This is a genomic window from Microcoleus sp. D3_18a_C4, from assembly GCF_036702415.1.
Classification (GTDB): domain Bacteria; phylum Cyanobacteriota; class Cyanobacteriia; order Cyanobacteriales; family Microcoleaceae; genus Microcoleus.
The window spans coordinates 58,996-75,195 of record NZ_JAUBTI010000016.1 but is presented as its reverse complement, the minus strand read 5'-3'; the positions used below and the strand labels follow the sequence as shown (position 1 = coordinate 75,195).

Here is a 16,200-nt window from a genome sequence, read left to right as displayed (position 1 = left end):
GTGCAGGCCGGGGCGCAACCTTACCCGGAGTCATTAGCAATCCGCAATCCGCAATCGGCAATCCGCTCTAAACTAAGGACTAATAACTATATTCCCAATTTCCTATGGTATTTAATTGGTTTCGTCGCCAGTACAGCGAAAATAAATCTTCTGAAACAGAAGCAACCCCCGAACAGCCGCAAGATGAGCCGGCAAAATCCGCACCGGTTGAGCCTCAAACAGATACAACAGAGCAAGGTTCTCCTGCTGTAGCCGAAGATTATCTCAATTGGGCAAAAGCTGCTTACAAAAATATTCAAAAACAGCAAAAACCCGAAACAGAAGTTTCCGAGACAGCAGCGCCCGATGTTCCAGCAGCCGAAGCAGAAATCGCGACAGTTGCAGAAGTTGCAGAACCGGCGACTATTGAAGCAATCGAGCCGATCGAACTTGAACCCGCACCCACCGCACCAACTGTTGCAGAAGTTCCAGAAGTTGCAGCACCCGCAACAGTTGAAGCTACCGAGGATCTCGAACTCGATGCAGCAACGCCCGCAGAAATTCCAGAAACTCTGCAACCCACAGCCGGGGCGATCGACATTGCACCTATAGCTCAACAATTAGAAGTTACAGCAGAAAATATAGAAATTGCCGAACCTGCAACTGAGGTTGTAGAAACCGAATCACTCGCATCCGACGGCCAAGCAGGGGAAGCCCTGCCGTTTTGGGCCAGAGCTCAGGCCGATCGCATGGAGCGCATCGAACGCCTCAAAGAAACCGCCCTTGAAGAACCAGAGGTAATTGCAGCCGCCGCCGAGAGAGCCGCAATTATCGAAGAAATTCCCGGTTTCGCCTTTGACGAAGGCTTCCTGTGGTCTTCAGAAATCTTAGCCAGTCAAGGCCGCCGCCCAGACCAAGTATCCGTTGAAGAAATCACTTGGCTGCAAAAACTGCGGAAAGGCTTAGAAAGAACTCGCCGCAGCTTAATTAATCGACTAAAGGCGATCGTCGGTCAAGGGCCGCTCAATCAAGACGCGGTAGCGGAAATTGAGACTTTGCTGCTGCAAGCCGATGTCGGAGTCGCAGCCACCGACATCATTATCAGTCGCCTCCAAGAAAGACTCAGACAAGAAGTGCTGCCCCCAGAACAGGCTCTAGCCTACCTGAAAACCATTCTGCGCGACATTCTCGACGCTCCCTGTGCCGAAACCGCCGCCGGTAATCCCCTCTACAGCCTGACATTTGCCCCGGAAAAAGAGACTTTTAACATCTGGTTAATCGTAGGAGTCAACGGTGCGGGCAAAACTACGACGATCGGCAAACTTGCCCATATTGCCCAAAAATCCGGCTACAAAACCCTCATTGCCGCCGCCGACACTTTCCGCGCCGCCGCCGTCGAACAGGTAAAAGTTTGGGGCTCCCGCAGTGGGGTCGAAATTATTGCCAACCCAGGGAAAAATACCGATCCGGCTGCTGTCGTGTTTGATGCGATCGCCGCCGCCAGCGCCCGCGGCACAGAACTCCTGATCGTAGACACCGCAGGCCGCCTGCAAAACAAAAAAAATCTGATGGACGAATTAAGTAAAATCCGTCGCATTGTAGATAAGAAAGCCCCAGGCGCTACCGTAGAATCTCTACTGGTCTTGGATGCCACACTAGGTCAAAATGGTTTGCGACAGGCAGAAGTGTTCGCAGAATCGGCAAAATTAAGCGGAGTAGTATTGACAAAACTCGACGGTTCTGCTAAAGGTGGTGTTGCCCTAGCCGTAGTGCAGCAGCTTGGTCTGCCCATCCGCTTTATTGGAGTCGGGGAAAGCATCGAAGACTTGCGCCCGTTTTCTAGTTACGAATTTGTGGAAGCCCTACTCGATTTTAGATTTTAGATTTTAGATTTTAGATTGATGAGCTATCTGTGGTCGTCCCAATTTTTGGAGGCGGATACAGAGGTTCAAAATCTCAAATCCTTAACCTCAAACTACCATCGCAGGACTTGCGCCGATCGCCACCCGGTGGCGAGTAAAAACTAAATATCTAGAAACAATACCTTCGTTCTGTTATTACTTGGTTGGGATCGAAGCGCGAGGCAAAGCAAGGGCGTCAAATTAAGCTCAAATGTAGTATCAGTCTGCTGTCTGATTGCACAGTCTTCCCGATCCCCCTGGCGCCCCCCTAATAGTCGGGGGGGACAGGAAAGGGTCAAAGTCCCCCTTCTTGTTAAGGAAATTTAGGGCCTATCTAGACTCAGCTATAAACGAGATTTCTTCAGAATTTCCGACTTAAGTTGATACCAATGTCCTAGTGTCCAACTTACTTCCTCAAACAAAACTGCTTGCTCGAAAAAAAACGGGTTTCTGTTCAAGGGGCCCGTAATATCAACTCCGCTAGCATCGGAATTGTAAAATCGAATCAACAGTCAATACTCAACTATCATTCAGTTCTTCGACTGACAGTTAACAGTTAACAGTTAACAGTCAACAGTCAACAATAATTCCGGTGCAACCGGAATTGATATAACTCCTCAATCATTACTCCGTCTAAGATCGAAAATCACAAATTTAAAATGACTGCTGTGCCTTTGCCTCGCCCCTCACCTCAACCTGCTGACCGCCCTTCGGGTCGCAATTCCACCGACGCGACGCCAGTATTTGCCCTCAAAGAACTGGTGGCGCGTTTGCACCGATATCAGCACAACGTTCAAGATATGTTGGGTTCGCTGGGATTTGCCCTGCGAAGTTTTAACAATCTCAACCAATTTTTGGAGTTGGTGCCTTTGGTGGCGACTCGCGTTACGGACGCCGACGGGGGAGCTTTAGTGCTGTTCAAACCCAACGGTCAAGTCAGGTTCCAGCAGTTGCACTGTCAGGAAGGACGGCAGTGCCAAGATATGCGAAAAGCGCTGGAAATAGCCACCAGGCAAGCTACAGCAGGTGCGGGCGCTACTGCTGGAACGTTTTCGGAAACCTCTGGGCAAACTTCTAGTCTAGACTTGCAAGTCGGTCGTTATTTGGGCCCGGACGTTCATTTGTTTGGGGCGCCAATTTTAGTCAACAATTTGGAACGCGGACGGCTTTATGTTTTTAGCAGCGATCCGCAATATCTCTGGACTCCTAGCAGACAGAAATTAGTTCGGTTGGTGGCGGATCAAACCGCCGTGGCTATTTGCAAAGACGAACTTACTGTTAAGTTGGCGGAAAAAGACCGCTTAGACAGAGAGTTAGAAATCGGGGCGGAAATTCAATTGCGGCTGCAACCCCGCAGTTGTCCGAAAATTCCCGGCCTTGACGTGGCCGCCCGCTGCCAAACTGCTAGCAGAGTCGGCGGAGATTATTATGATTTTATTCCCGCTGACTATGACCCGATCGGCAAGGAGAATGAGGGGGAACACCCCCCATCCCTAATTAAAAATCTCAAGTCCAAAATCGACAAGGGCCGCTGGAGCATTGTCATCGGCGACGTGATGGGCAAAGGAGTACCAGCGGGCCTGTTGATGACGATGACACGGGGTATGCTGCGGGCGGAGGTTTTGAACCGCCACTCGCCGTCGAGAATTTTGCAACATTTAAACCGGGTTATGCACGCGGATTTGGAAAATTCCCACCGTTTTGTGACTCTGTTTTATTCGGAGTATGACCCGAAAACTCGCGTTTTGTCTTACAGCAATGCTGCTCACCACCCGCCTTTGCTGTGGCAAGCTGCAACTAATTCGATTCTTCAGCTTGATACTTTGGAGGGAATGTTAATTGGGCTGGATGCTGATTCGCATTACCAAGAAGCAAGCGTGCAATTGCAGCCCGGAGATACTATTATTTATTACACAGACGGATTTACCGATGCTGCTAATCAAAGGGGCGATCGGTTTGATGAGGATAACTTGACCTCGGCTTTTCAGTGGGCCTGTCAAAATTACCAGCAGTCTGAAGAAATTTTGGATTATTTGTTCGATCGCGTACACCAGTTTATCGGCATCGGCAATCGTAACGAAGATGACATGACACTGGTTGTACTGAGGGTAACACCTTTAGCCGGAGAAAATCACCATGATAGTTAATTTAATGCCGGAAATTACTGCGGGATTAACCAGTTCGATTAATTGGAACGATGTCGATCCCGTGTTAGTTTTGAAATCTCATTTGAGTTCGACGGTGGTTTTGGCTCAAAGTTACGAAATTTTTACGAATTTCCAGAAAGCTTGGAACAATTTTGTTTCGACTGGTCAAATAGGAGCTTTTTTTATAGGTATTTTTGTGGGCTGGTTCTTGAAAGGGATTTTTCGTTAGAGTTATTGTCGCCGAAGGTATCTGGAACGGATTTAAAAGGTTTGTAGCCCAAAGTTCACTTCTTTCTGATGCAGCAAAACTTTCACAATTTTGTAGTCCAGACTTCAGTTTTTTCGGGTCAAAAGATGTATAAAAAGTTTGTAGTCGGGACTTGAGTTTTTTCTTACAAAATTTGGGAGGGAGGACTAAAGGGCCGACTACAAACCGGAAGAAGGACTAAAGTCTTTGCTACAAACCGGTTTTTAGAGACTTCTGCAACAGAGATATAATCTAGTTTTAGCTTCAGCAATGACAACACAACAAAAAACTTGGAGTCAAAGATTTGAATCGGCGCTGCACCCGGCGATCGCCCGATTTAATGCTAGTATTGGCTTCGATATTGAATTGATTGAGTATGACTTGACGGGTTCTGTCGCTCACGCTAAAATGCTGGCCAAAACGGGGATTATTTCCGCAGCAGAAGGCGAACAGTTAGTCAATGGTTTGGAACAGATCCGCCGGGAATACCGCCAAGGACTTTTTGTTCCGGGAGTTGATGCCGAAGACGTTCACTTCGCTGTAGAGAAGCGGCTGACGGAGATTGTGGGGGATGCTGGGAAAAAGTTGCACACTGCCCGCTCGCGCAACGATCAAGCCGGCACTGATACTCGTTTGTATTTGCGCGATCGCATCGCCGAAATTCGATCGCAATTGCGGGAATTTCAAGGGGTTTTGCTCGATCTTGCCGATCGTAACGTGGAAACTTTAATTCCCGGTTACACTCATTTGCAGCGCGCTCAGCCGATCAGTTTGGCTCATTACCTGTTAGCTTATTTTGAAATGACCGATCGCGATTGGGAACGTCTCGGCGATATCTGCAAGCGGGTGAATGTTTCGCCTTTGGGTTGTGGCGCGCTGGCGGGGACAACTTTCCCGATCGACCGACATTATACTGCCGAACTCTTGCAATTTGACAAGGTTTATGCTAATAGCTTAGATGGAGTGAGCGATCGAGATTTTGCGATCGAATTTCTCGCTGCCGCCAGCTTGATTCTGGTACACCTGAGCCGCTTGTCAGAAGAAATGATTTTGTGGTCTTCTCACGAATTTGGATTTATTACGCTCAAAGATAGCTGCGCTACTGGTTCTAGCATCATGCCCCAGAAAAAAAATCCCGACGTGCCGGAGTTGGTGCGGGGCAAAGCGGGGCGGGTGTTCGGTAACTTACAAGCTTTGTTGGTAGTAGTGAAGGGACTTCCTTTGGCCTACAACAAAGATTTGCAAGAAGATAAAGAGGCTTTGTTTGATACCGTAAGAACGGTACAGGGTTGCTTGGAAGCAATGACCATTTTGTTGCGCGAAGGCATCGAGTTTAATGGCGAGATCCTCGCTGCTGCTGTTACGGAAGACTTTTCTAATGCTACAGACGTAGCCGACTACTTGGCCGCCAAAGGCGTTCCCTTCCGGGAAGCTTACAACCTTGTCGGCAAAGTCGTAAAAACTTGCCTTTCGGGGGGCAAACTCCTCAAAGATTTGACACTTGAGGAGTGGAAAGACTTGCACCCAGCCTTTGAGACAGACATTTACAGCGCGATCGCGCCTCAGCAAGTGGTGGCGGCTCGCAATAGTTACGGGGGTACCGGGTTTGAACAAGTGAGAAAATCACTTATCGCTGCGCGCGATCGAATCGCCTAAACATCTCGCCTAAACATCGTGGAATTATTTGACAAATTCCGGCTGGCTATCTCTCCTTAGAACGATCGTGTTTTCCACTCTGGTTCTAAGTTCGGCAGATAGCCTGACTGCTACACAAAACTTGGCTAAACTTATTTAAGTCTCACCATTCAATCAGGATTTCTCCTGAAGGGTCAGCTTCGGAGTTTCACCCAAGGGAGTCGGCTCGCAACTTGTCCACAGGCGTTAATTCGGGTGGAGCATCGCCCTAATTGAGTTAATTTTAGTTGAAGCTTTTAGCCATGAGTCATCCAATATTTTCAACCAATTTAATTAACGAAACGCGGACTCCCGTTCGACCTTGTAATAGGCTGGTCAGTTTTGACTTGCACGCTCGGTTTACTACCCCAGATAATTAAGCCTTTGTTTTTGGCACTGATGTAATCATACCGCCCCGAATGTTAACCATTCAAGTTAAGTATGACTAATTTTAGTAAACTTTTTGGCTATGCAAGTCCAACTCAATTAATCTTCAGCAGCAGCCATGTCTTTGTCTCTGCCGCCACCGCTCATGGCGCCCATGCCACCGCCGTTACCGCCGTCAAATCGTCTTCTCTTGTTGGAGAACATATCTTGATTTCTCCGCTTGCGAAACTTGCGAGCGTATGCTTGATTTCGTTGTGCCTTTTCTTTCTTGAGATTGCGGCGCTTAGCCATTCTGACCTCACTAATAAACATTGACAGTCCCCGGGCTTTCACGCACGGGGATTCTTAAGTTTGACACTCTGTGCACTCTTGGTGACTGAGATTCTTGGTTCAGCGAATTCACTTGCTTGTGACAGGATTTCTCCCGCCCAAATATAGGTGTCTTCTCCCCAAGCGTAAATTCCGGTATGTCCTACCGTACTCGATCTGTTCTCTTTCTGTAGCTAGGTTTTGTTCAAATTTAGCTTTCGTGACGCGGCCACAACAATCGCAAGCGATATGGTTTAGGCTTCTGAGTCCTGTTAAGGAGATCGAGAACTTCCTTCAAGGTACTCCAATCGTTTCCCTCTAAGGCGTTTTAAAGTGAGGAACACGTCCAGCCCCACTGATATTATCAAAAGGAATTGGTTCGTCTCGTTGTCCACCCCTCCACAATCTCATAAGCATAGCTTATGAGATTGTGGAGGGGTGGAATCAGGAGTCTCACGCGCCTTTTATCCCACACTAACCTTCGATCGGTATAGTGTGGGGATTCCTGTCTGCCTAGCTAAACCGCAACACCGTTAGGTGAGACTACGCACTCAACTAATGCAGTTAAGTTTTTACGTTGGCTAGTTATACTCAATTTTAGACCGATGACGATCATAGCACACCCGGTACAAGACCCAGAAAAAAGAACACCGGGATTCAAGTCGCTGGGAATCTGGGTGCGATGGGACGCAATGTTGTCAATCTTCCAGAATATTTCTATAAACTCTTGACAAAATACGACCAATGACGATTTATCCCGGTGACCGAAAATTTGGGTGCAAGCCCCGTCCTTTTAGGACGGCTTTAAGTAGACTTCTTGAAAAAGCGTTTCAACGTTTGCTCAGGATTGTGGTATAATCAGGTAGGAGGATAGAGCAAATGTTTCATTTAGTCTACGAATTCAAACTCAAACCAACGGCAGGACAAATAGCAATCTTTGAAGATTGGCTAGAACAATGCCGTCGCGTATACAACTACGCATTGGCAGAGCGTAAACATTGGTTTGAGTCTCGTAGTTGTCGAATTAACGCTTGCTCTATCCGATCTGAGTTCATCATTCGGGCCGAAACAAAACGACCAACTTATGCAAGCCAGTGCAAAAGTTTAACTACGGCTAGGGCAAACATACCCACTCTGGCTGCCGTCCAAGTACACGTCCTACAGCAAACACTGAAAAGGCTTGAAAAAGCGTTTGTGAGTATGTGGGAACAAAAACACGGTTTCCCCCGCTTTAAGAAAGCAGGAACAATGCGATCGTTTGTATTCCCACAATTGGGGGTTAACCCCGTCCAAAATCAAGCAGTGAAGCTTCCTAAGATTGGTTTGGTTAAGTTTCATCAATCACGGACTATCCCTGATGGTGCAACGATTAAGCAAGCAAGGATAGTCCGTAGGGTTAGCGGTTGGTACGTGATGTTAACCCTACAATGGGACGTTTCAGCGCCAAATCCAATGCCCCACGGTGAAGGTATCGGAATTGATGTTGGATTAACTAATTTCATAGCAACTTCTAACGGTCTTTTAGTCAAGCGCCAAAGATTTTTTAAAGACGCAGAACGCAAGCTTAAATTGCTGCAACAACGTGTCTGTCGTAAAAAACTAGGTTCTAACAATTGGCGTAAAGCTCAAAAGAAAGTCGCAAAACTGCATGAATACGTTGCTAATAGTCGGAAAGATTGGCATCGTAAATTATCTCATCAAATCTGCCAAAATGTGGGAATGATTTTCGTTGAGGATCTGAATCTGATTGGGCTGTCTAGGGCGATGCTGGGGAAACACTGCTTAGACGCAAGCTGGGGTCAGTTCTTCACAATCCTAGAGCAAACTTGTTTGAAATATGGCGTGTACTTTCAGAAGGTAAGCGCTCATAAAACGAGTCAAGTTTGCCCCAATTGTCTAGCAGAAACAGGAAAAAAACAGCTTGATGAGCGTACTCATTCATGCTCGAACTGTGGCTATACAACAGACAGAGATGTTGCAGCCGCTCAAGTAGTTCTAATTAGAGGACTTGCAGCCGTAGGGCATACGGTCAAGATGCTTGCCGAGGGTAAATTCATTGGAATCCCTGCGAATCAAGAATCCCCTCGCCTTTAGGCAGGGGTATGTCAAGTAGCTCCTCTCTTCAGCCTGCCCGACGCACAAGGCAATGTTTTCAATCTTGCAGATTTTCGAGGGCGGCGAGTTGTACTGTATTTTTACCCTAGGGACAATACCCCTGGCTGTACCAAAGAAGCTTGTGGCTTTCGCGATATTTACTTACAGTACCAGTCGCGCAATATAGCAGTCCTCGGCGTCAGTACAGACGGGGCGGGGGCCCACGCCAAGTTTGCAGCTAAATATCAACTGCCTTTTCCCTTGCTGTGCGACTTAAACGCCGAAGTTGCTACCGTCTACGGCTGTTACGGACTAAAAAAATTTATGGGAAAAGAATTTATGGGGATTACTCGATCGACCTTCGCGATCGACCCTGATGGTAGGATTGAAAAGGTTTACCGCAAAGTCAAACCAGAATCTCACGCAGCGGAGATATTAGCAGATTTGCCAGACCTCTGGCTTGAATGAAAAATTAAAAATTAAGACTCCGGAGCTGCGAGCTAGGAGCCCTGAAATTACTATCTCCTAAACAAGCTTTTGAGTTTATGCGTCGATTGTGGCAAATTGTACAAACTGTGCTGGGACTGATTTTTCGACATCCCGTCACTGGTACTGCGGTGATTCCCGTATTGCCTGACGGGCGAATTGTGTTAATTCGCCGCCGCGACAACGGTCGCTGGGGACTGCCGGGAGGTATGGTGGATTGGGGAGAGGATATTCCCACAACTGTGCGCCGGGAATTAGCGGAGGAAACAGGACTCGAGTTAGTCAAAATCCATCGCTTGGTGGGCGTTTATTCGGCTGCCGATAGAGACCCTCGCCTGCACTCGATTTGTATCGTGGTGGCGGCAGAGGTGCAGGGCAAGATGCAAGTTCAGGATACGCTTGAAGTCAGCGAGGTTGAGGCTTTTTTCCCCGCATCGCTGCCGGAGGGCCAGCTCAGCCACGATAACGACCAACACTTACAGGACTATTTTCAAGGCCTGACAACTTTGGCGTAAATCGGCGGGTATCCAAATTTGAGAAAAGTCGGAAATTACCTCGCCGTTAAAAGTTGTCTGTTATGAATGTGGAATTAATTTTCAATGTTTTCCTACTTTTATGCACAATCTCTGGACATTAAATTAATCATCTTTTTATTACTAAATATTTAACCGGATGTACTCACCGCTACGAAATTCTAGGGTCAAACTCTCTGTAGGGCAAGTCTTTTGGCACGAAGTCGGTCAAGGCCCGAATTTAGTATTTTTGCACGGTTCTTGGCACGACAGCAGTCAGTGGCTGAGGACGATCGAACATTTGAGCCCCTACTACCACTGCTTCGCACCGGATTTGCTGGGGTTTGGCGACTCGGAACACCCCAATCTTCATTATTCGATCGACCTGGAAGTAGAATGTCTCGCCCAATACCTCGATACTTTGAAGCTGCGACAGGTTTATTTAATCGCTCACTCTCTGGGCGGCTGGGTGGCCACCAGCTACGCTATCAAATATCCCGATCGAGTTCAGGGTTTGGTGTTGTTGGCCCCAGAAGGCGTCAAGGTTGGCAACCGGCGGGGGCGGTGGCAGACGGCTAGCTGGCTGATCGGTCAACCTCCGTTCGCTTTCTGGTTGCTGCGATCGATCTATCCAATTGCTAAGTTGCTGGGTAGCCAAAACAAGATTGACGGATTGCTAAAGTTCAGACAGCAGTTGATGCAGTCCCCAGTTGCCGTGCAGTTGCTGTTCGGGCGGCGGCGGGCTGAAATTACAGCGGAATTAGTTGAGGAGAATTTGCCTTTGCTGAAAGCGCCTGTTTTGCTGTTGCACGGTTCTGAAGATACTCCCGCAGCTTCGTCTTTGTGTCAATCCTATGCTGCTCTGGCTCCTAATGCCGAACTGCAATTGGTAAGTCCGGGGGAAAGCAATTTGCCGCAGGAAGTCCCGGATGTTGTTGCTAAATATATTCGCCAGTTTGCTAAGTGAATTGGGAATTGGTCATTGGGAATTGGTCATTGGGCATTGATCATTGATAAAATGACAACAGTCAACAGTTAACAGTCAACACTCAACAGTTAACAGTCAACACTCAACAGTTAACAGGCTAATTCCCCAAAAAATAGCCTCTGGTGCGTCAATTAAGCCTGCAGCTGTATCAGGAAAGGCTGCTGTGAGGTATTTTAAAAGCATAGTGCGATCGCCCCCCGTGACCGCAATTTTGCTATCAGGAAACAAACCCCGCCAATCTTCAATAAAATCCCTAACTCCTGCCACCGCCGCATACACAACTCCGCTTTGAATTGCCCCAGCAGTGTCTTTCGCCCAGCGGTGCGGCAGATTTTGTGGTAAACTGATTAAAGGTAATGCAGCGGTTTTTTTACCTAGCGACGATAACTGCAAACCCAAACCTGGTAAGATTGCGCCCCCAACTAAATACCTATTGACATCAGCCCCAGTAAATGTTAAAGCTGTACCAGCATCTATAAGTAAAACAGGCCAACCAAATTGGTTGCCAGCACCCAGTACAGCCAAAGCTCTGTCAATTCCCAGGCTAGGATAGAGTCCCCCGATCGGTAACTGGTCTAAAGTAATAATCCCGACATCTGGATAACTGTGCCAAATTGCTGTTTGCTGGGGAACAACGGAGGCTAAAACTAGAGGCAGGGGAACTAAAGAAAGTGTGTGAGGACTAGAAAATGCGGGAGTAGCAGGAAGACAAAGGAGATTTTGAGCAGATATTTCCTCGATCGACCTCATTACTATTTGCACCAAATATTCGGCCTTTTCCTTCTCGGAGAGCCGGGAAACCGCATCAGCATTGAGATGCTCTGTATCCCACGTTTTCTCCAGGGTTTGGCCCACCAATAATCCCCAGTGCAGCCGGGAATTGCCGATCGCCAAAGCTATTTTAATCTGGGCTTTACCTGTCGATCCAGAAGTAATGTTGTCGGTGGTTGCTGGCGAACCAAAATTGTCGGGAAGTGAATTTTCCATGTTAAGCGGGCCGGCGCAAACATTGAACTAAAGATAGATTTTAGATTAATTTTATTTGCTTAACCGGGCGGTTAACTCTATTTGACATCTAACCAAGTTCTATGCCGCGCACCAATTAGTATTGTCGCCTGCAGAGCGCATACTTGCTAAATATAAATATTTGTAAAGCAAATAATTGCTTTGCTCAGGCGGCCTCCTTTATAATGTCTTAAGATATTCCAAAGTCCTGGTAGCTGCGATGGGGCTGTTGGCGGGGTAAGCACAGGTTTAAAAAACCCGACTCAATCAAAATACTGTACAACTGCTGAGTAAATATGTCTTTAAAAATACAAGAACACGAAAACCCCTGGTACAGAGTAACTTCGCGGTTGCCTGAATCGGAAAACTGGATGCAGCAAGAAAGTCTTTCGCTGCCGGAAGTAGACCAACAAAAAGCCCTAATTGTGCAGATGCAGCAGCAAGTTCAGTTATCAAACTTGCTGAACCAAATTAATAACGAAATTCGCAGTACACTTGACATAGAAGAAATTTTGACATCAGCCTGCAGATTGCTGGGACAAGCGCTACAGGCAAGTCGCGTGAGCATTTTGGTCAAAGAATCAAATACAGAAAAAACTTTAGTTACGCGCGGAGAGTACAACGCGGGGGACTATCCGATTCAACTGGGAATGAAAGTACCGATGAGTGACAACCCGCATTTGGCTGCCGTCGTGTCTCAGCAAGAGTCCCTAGCCCTGACGAAGTTTCTCGATTTTCCGGGATTGAATCCACAAACCCGAAAAATTGCCGAAGCTTTGGAGATTAAGTCAATGCTGGCAATAGCTACTCGCTATCAAGGTGAAGTGAATGGCATCATTGGTTTGCATCAGTGCGATCGCGAACGGGAATGGACTGATTGGGAAAGGCAGCTTTTAGAAGGGGTAGGATCGCAATTGGCGATCGCGATCAATCAAGCCAAACTCTATAGCAAAACCAGGCGCCAAGCGGAACAAGAATCGCTGCTGCGGCTGATCGGCAACCAAATTCGCAGTACGCTGGATCTGGAAACTATCCTGGAAACAGCGGTGAGGGAAGTCCGCCAACTGTTGCAGTGCGATCGAGTAATTATCTATCAGTTTCAAGACAACTGGCAAGGAAAAGTTGTTGTTGAAAACATGACGGTTCCTTGGCCTTCAATTTTAGGAGATATGGGGGCGGATAAGTGTTTCCGGGGAGATTACGCCGATCTTTACCAACAAGGGCGCGTCAAAGCAATTAATGATATTTTTAATGCTGGTTTAGAGCCTTGTCATGTCGATTTCTTAGATAGTTTGCAGGTAAAAGCTAATCTGATTGTGCCGATTGTTACATCCAGAACTGAAGAAAATACCTCCGACACAGCCGGAAGCTATAATCATAAATTTCCCGGTAGGCTGTGGGGTTTGCTGATTGCTCACGAGTGCGGGGATACCCGCAATTGGCAGCGGCAAGAGATGGAGTTGCTATCCCAAATAGCCAACCAAATGGCGATCGCAATTCAGCAAGCAGAACTTTACAGCCAAGTCCAAGACGCTGCGGTAAAATCTCAAGCTCAAACCCAGCAGTTGCAGGTTGCGTTGGAAGAATTGCGATCGACACAGCAGCAATTGATTCAAAGCGAAAAAATGTCAGGTTTGGGACAAATGGTAGCGGGGATTGCTCATGAAATTAACAACGCCAACAATTTCATCCACGCTAACTTGTTTCACGCTCAAGAATATTTTAAAGCCTTGAACGAAGCTCTAGAAGTGGCTGGAACTGCCTGCCCGGAAGCAGCGGCAGCAATTGTCAGAATCAATGAAGAACTAGAACTCGATTACATTCGAGAAGACTTTGGTAAACTGCTCAATTCTATGCGGGAAGGAAGCGGGAGGATTCGCTCGATCGTGATGACGCTGCGAAATTTTTCTCGTTTAGACCACGCTGAATTAAAACCAGTAGATTTGAATGAAGGTTTAGAAAGCAGTTTCTTAATGCTGCAAAATAAGCTAAAAACCCATATCAAAATAGACAAGCAATACGGCAGTTTGCCACCCGTCCAATGTCATGCCAGTCAAATTAACCAAGTATTTTATAATTTGATTGACAATGCTTTAGATGCGCTTCAGTCAACGAGCAAACCGGGGGAATTAACCATCCGCAGTTGGCAAAGCGAGCCGGACTGGGTAACAATCTCTATCCGCGACACGGGAAGTGGCATTCCTGCAGAAATTCAAGACAAGATTTTTGACCCATTTTTTACTACTAAACCTGTGGGTAAAGGCACTGGTTTGGGACTTTCAGTGTGCTATCAGGTAATTGTCCAAGCTCACGGTGGCAAGATCCGTTGCGTCAGTCAGGTTGGTGAAGGAAGTGAGTTTATTGTAGAGTTGCCGCTGACAAATCAGAGGAGGGTAAGTGCATAATTCCTGCTTTAGTCAGATTAACTCTGTTTTGTCACTTTGGCAGTAGTATAGAACCCATTTGACATCTTGGCGTTGCTTAATCAGGCTATGAAAAAAATAACTTTAAAATCCAAAAGCTTTGTGGATACTGGTTTCTATGACGGGCATATTTAGCGTTTCATACCGTAAATCAGCAACGCCGACATCTTGAGGGCGATCGTCAATCACATTACGGATCAGCAATAAACTTGGTTTTTTAGCGATGCCTACGGCCAGCTTCGCTAACGCATTTTTAATGAAATCAGATTTAACTTACGCCCGAACCCCAATTTTCAGAAATTCCCAACTGGGTGATGCTTAGACATATAAAATCATAAGTATTTTTACTCATAATTGTCTCTGCGGATTCACTTCTGTCCGCTGAAGCAGTGAACGCTGCCTCTGGGGGACCCGGAATGTGGGATTTAAGCTCTCCTTTACAGATGTGGAAAACCCGCTTTTTATAGGGCTGAAAAAAAGCTCGCAATTGTTCCGGATAAAACTTATTGATGATGAAAGTTAGACATATCTATGTAAATAGGTATAAGTAGGTGTAATTATTTACACTCAGCATTTGATCGGGGGCAATAATACCTTCAGATGCTTATTGGGCAAGCATTTTTACTTGATTTACCTGAATCTATGAGGAAATTTTTCTTGCAGTGACCGATCGCTACAAGAAAGCCCAACCTCTGGTTTTCAGTCACTTCTAATCCTTAATTACTCATCATTAACACAGAAGCTATGGCTACTTCAATCACTGGTTCTTTGGGTCAAACCAATAATTACAGCAGTGTCACTGACCTAATTACACAATGGCCTACTGCCGCCCAGAATCAAGGCATCCAACTGTCTGGGATAGCTTTTGATGGCGTGGAAACGAACTACACTAACCCTACTGCCATCAGCAACCTCACCTTAGCAACGAACGAAAACCCTAAAAGCTGGTTGAGCTACGGCGGTCCCGGTGGTATTGGTGTCCCATCTGATTATCCTGGTTGGTTTACCGATGTCAATAAACTTCGGGCGGAAATCAACTATGACCCCAACACCAATAAATCTCAGGTGCTGAAGGTGAAATGGGCAGATAACAAAAACATCACTAGCGCCACGATCGGCCTGAGTGGATTACTTCCCAAATCAACTTCTACTACAGTGAACGATCAAGGCAATGAAGCTGGTTTGCTGCAACTCTTTAATAATGGGGCGCCGGTATCGGCCAGCAATTTTACGATCTCTCGCGTCAACGCTCCGACGAGCGGTCAAAAACCGATCGCTGTGTCTTCCGATGGAGTGACTTTCATTGGCGATCGTGACGATGGCAATTTCACATTCCAGATACAAGCAAATTCCACTAGCGTTGCTTTTGACGAACTGCGGTTCAAGGCCACAGCCTACGATAACCCCACCGCTGCCTACCTCGCTACCTCCACCAGAACCGATAGTTCCGACTACCTAGTGCGGAGTATTCAATATCAAGGCATTGATGTGACGCCGACTCCGACTCCGACGCCGACTCCGACGCCGACGCCGACATCTCCAAGTCTCTTCCAGTTCGCCCAACCAAATTACACGGTGGCTGAAGGCAACGTGGCGACGATTAACGTTACTCGCACCGGTGGCACGGCGGCTGCATCGATTAACTACGCTACTCTTGACGGTTCGGCAAGTTCCACAGGCAGTGCCCCGGATTACACTGGAACGGCGGCGGGGGTGTTGAATTTTGCTGCGGGGCAAACAACCGCTAGTTTCACCGTGACGGCTTTGACTGATTTGACATTGGAATCCTCGCCGGAAACGGTGAATTTGGTGCTCTTCGGTGGCAATGTCGCCAGTAATCCGTCAATTTTGACGATTAATGATGTGCCGCCGACTCCGACTCCGACGCCAACTCCGACGCCGACGCCTACTTCTCCAAGTCTGTTCCAGTTCGCCCAACCAAATTACACGGTGGCTGAAGGCAACGTGGCGACGATTAACGTTACTCGCACCGGTGGCACGGCGGCTGCATCGATTAACTACGCTACTCTTGACGGTTCGGCAAGTTC

General features: G+C 47.2%; 11 protein-coding genes and 1 pseudogene. 10 read left to right on the top strand and 2 right to left on the bottom strand.

The genetic code is table 11. The features are described 5' to 3' along the window. The first annotated feature begins 104 nt into the window (after positions 1-104). From ftsY to argH, 4 genes are all read left to right on the top strand, one after another. A complete protein-coding gene (gene ftsY, locus QUB16_RS10705) occupies positions 105-1,862 on the top strand; it encodes a signal recognition particle-docking protein FtsY (RefSeq protein ID WP_333315924.1) in 1,758 nt (585 codons plus the stop codon). A gap of 677 nt (positions 1,863-2,539) precedes the next feature. Then, positions 2,540-4,027: a PP2C family protein-serine/threonine phosphatase gene (locus QUB16_RS10700; RefSeq protein WP_333315923.1), complete on the top strand. Its 1,488-nt coding sequence runs from the start codon at positions 2,540-2,542 to the stop codon at positions 4,025-4,027. Then, complete coding sequence (locus tag QUB16_RS10695; protein WP_333315922.1) at positions 4,017-4,256, top strand: hypothetical protein; 240 nt, start codon at positions 4,017-4,019, stop codon at positions 4,254-4,256. The genes QUB16_RS10700 and QUB16_RS10695 overlap by 11 nt, the downstream gene beginning before the upstream one ends. Before the next feature lie 288 nt (positions 4,257-4,544). Further along, entirely contained in the window at positions 4,545-5,930 is a 1,386-nt protein-coding gene (gene argH, locus QUB16_RS10690; protein WP_333315921.1) for an argininosuccinate lyase, read from the top strand. Positions 5,931-6,434: 504 nt separating this feature from the next. Here the strand turns inward: argH and QUB16_RS10685 are convergent. Then, positions 6,435-6,626 (bottom strand): hypothetical protein, encoded by a 192-nt coding sequence (locus QUB16_RS10685; protein ID WP_190738786.1) that lies wholly within the window; start codon positions 6,624-6,626, stop codon positions 6,435-6,437. Between the two features lie 897 nt (positions 6,627-7,523). On the opposite strand from QUB16_RS10685, the gene QUB16_RS10680 reads away from it, so the two are divergent. The 4 genes and pseudogenes from QUB16_RS10680 (at position 7,524) to QUB16_RS10665 (ending at position 10,703) form a co-directional block, all read left to right on the top strand. Further along, complete coding sequence (locus tag QUB16_RS10680) at positions 7,524-8,738, top strand: transposase (protein WP_333315920.1); 1,215 nt, start codon at positions 7,524-7,526, stop codon at positions 8,736-8,738. A 15-nt stretch (positions 8,739-8,753) separates the two neighbouring features. Then, a pseudogene (bcp, locus tag QUB16_RS10675) lies at positions 8,754-9,206 on the top strand (thioredoxin-dependent thiol peroxidase); the annotation flags it as partial. Positions 9,207-9,283: 77 nt separating this feature from the next. Then, on the top strand, positions 9,284-9,739 hold the full coding sequence (locus QUB16_RS10670) for an NUDIX hydrolase (RefSeq protein WP_333315919.1): 456 nt from the start codon (positions 9,284-9,286) through the stop codon (positions 9,737-9,739). Between the two features lie 157 nt (positions 9,740-9,896). Further along, on the top strand, positions 9,897-10,703 hold the full coding sequence (locus tag QUB16_RS10665; RefSeq protein ID WP_333315918.1) for an alpha/beta hydrolase: 807 nt from the start codon (positions 9,897-9,899) through the stop codon (positions 10,701-10,703). Positions 10,704-10,799: 96 nt separating this feature from the next. On the opposite strand, the gene QUB16_RS10660 is transcribed toward QUB16_RS10665, so the two are convergent. Beyond that, positions 10,800-11,711: a pantothenate kinase gene (locus tag QUB16_RS10660; RefSeq protein ID WP_333315917.1), complete on the bottom strand. Its 912-nt coding sequence runs from the start codon at positions 11,709-11,711 to the stop codon at positions 10,800-10,802. Between the two features lie 314 nt (positions 11,712-12,025). Between QUB16_RS10660 and QUB16_RS10655 the strand changes: the two genes are divergently transcribed. Continuing rightward, entirely contained in the window at positions 12,026-14,134 is a 2,109-nt protein-coding gene (locus tag QUB16_RS10655; RefSeq protein WP_333315916.1) for a GAF domain-containing protein, read from the top strand. A 762-nt stretch (positions 14,135-14,896) separates the two neighbouring features. Continuing rightward, positions 14,897-16,200, top strand: a 1,304-nt coding sequence (locus tag QUB16_RS10650) for a Calx-beta domain-containing protein (RefSeq protein ID WP_333315915.1), incomplete at its 3' end; no start/stop codon positions are given.

Bases quoted from the DNA above. Each gene is read 5' to 3' on its own strand.
- QUB16_RS10685 (WP_190738786.1), bottom strand. From the start codon at position 6,626: ATGGCTAAGCGCCGCAATCTCAAGAAAGAAAAGGCACAACGAAATCAA.
- QUB16_RS10660 (WP_333315917.1), bottom strand. From the start codon at position 11,711: ATGGAAAATTCACTTCCCGACAATTTTGGTTCGCCAGCAACCACCGAC.
- QUB16_RS10680 (WP_333315920.1), top strand. From the start codon at position 7,524: ATGTTTCATTTAGTCTACGAATTCAAACTCAAACCAACGGCAGGACAA.
- QUB16_RS10695 (WP_333315922.1), top strand. From the start codon at position 4,017: ATGATAGTTAATTTAATGCCGGAAATTACTGCGGGATTAACCAGTTCG.
- ftsY (WP_333315924.1), top strand. From the start codon at position 105: ATGGTATTTAATTGGTTTCGTCGCCAGTACAGCGAAAATAAATCTTCT.
- QUB16_RS10665 (WP_333315918.1), top strand. From the start codon at position 9,897: ATGTACTCACCGCTACGAAATTCTAGGGTCAAACTCTCTGTAGGGCAA.
- QUB16_RS10700 (WP_333315923.1), top strand. From the start codon at position 2,540: ATGACTGCTGTGCCTTTGCCTCGCCCCTCACCTCAACCTGCTGACCGC.
- QUB16_RS10670 (WP_333315919.1), top strand. From the start codon at position 9,284: ATGCGTCGATTGTGGCAAATTGTACAAACTGTGCTGGGACTGATTTTT.
- argH (WP_333315921.1), top strand. From the start codon at position 4,545: ATGACAACACAACAAAAAACTTGGAGTCAAAGATTTGAATCGGCGCTG.
- QUB16_RS10655 (WP_333315916.1), top strand. From the start codon at position 12,026: ATGTCTTTAAAAATACAAGAACACGAAAACCCCTGGTACAGAGTAACT.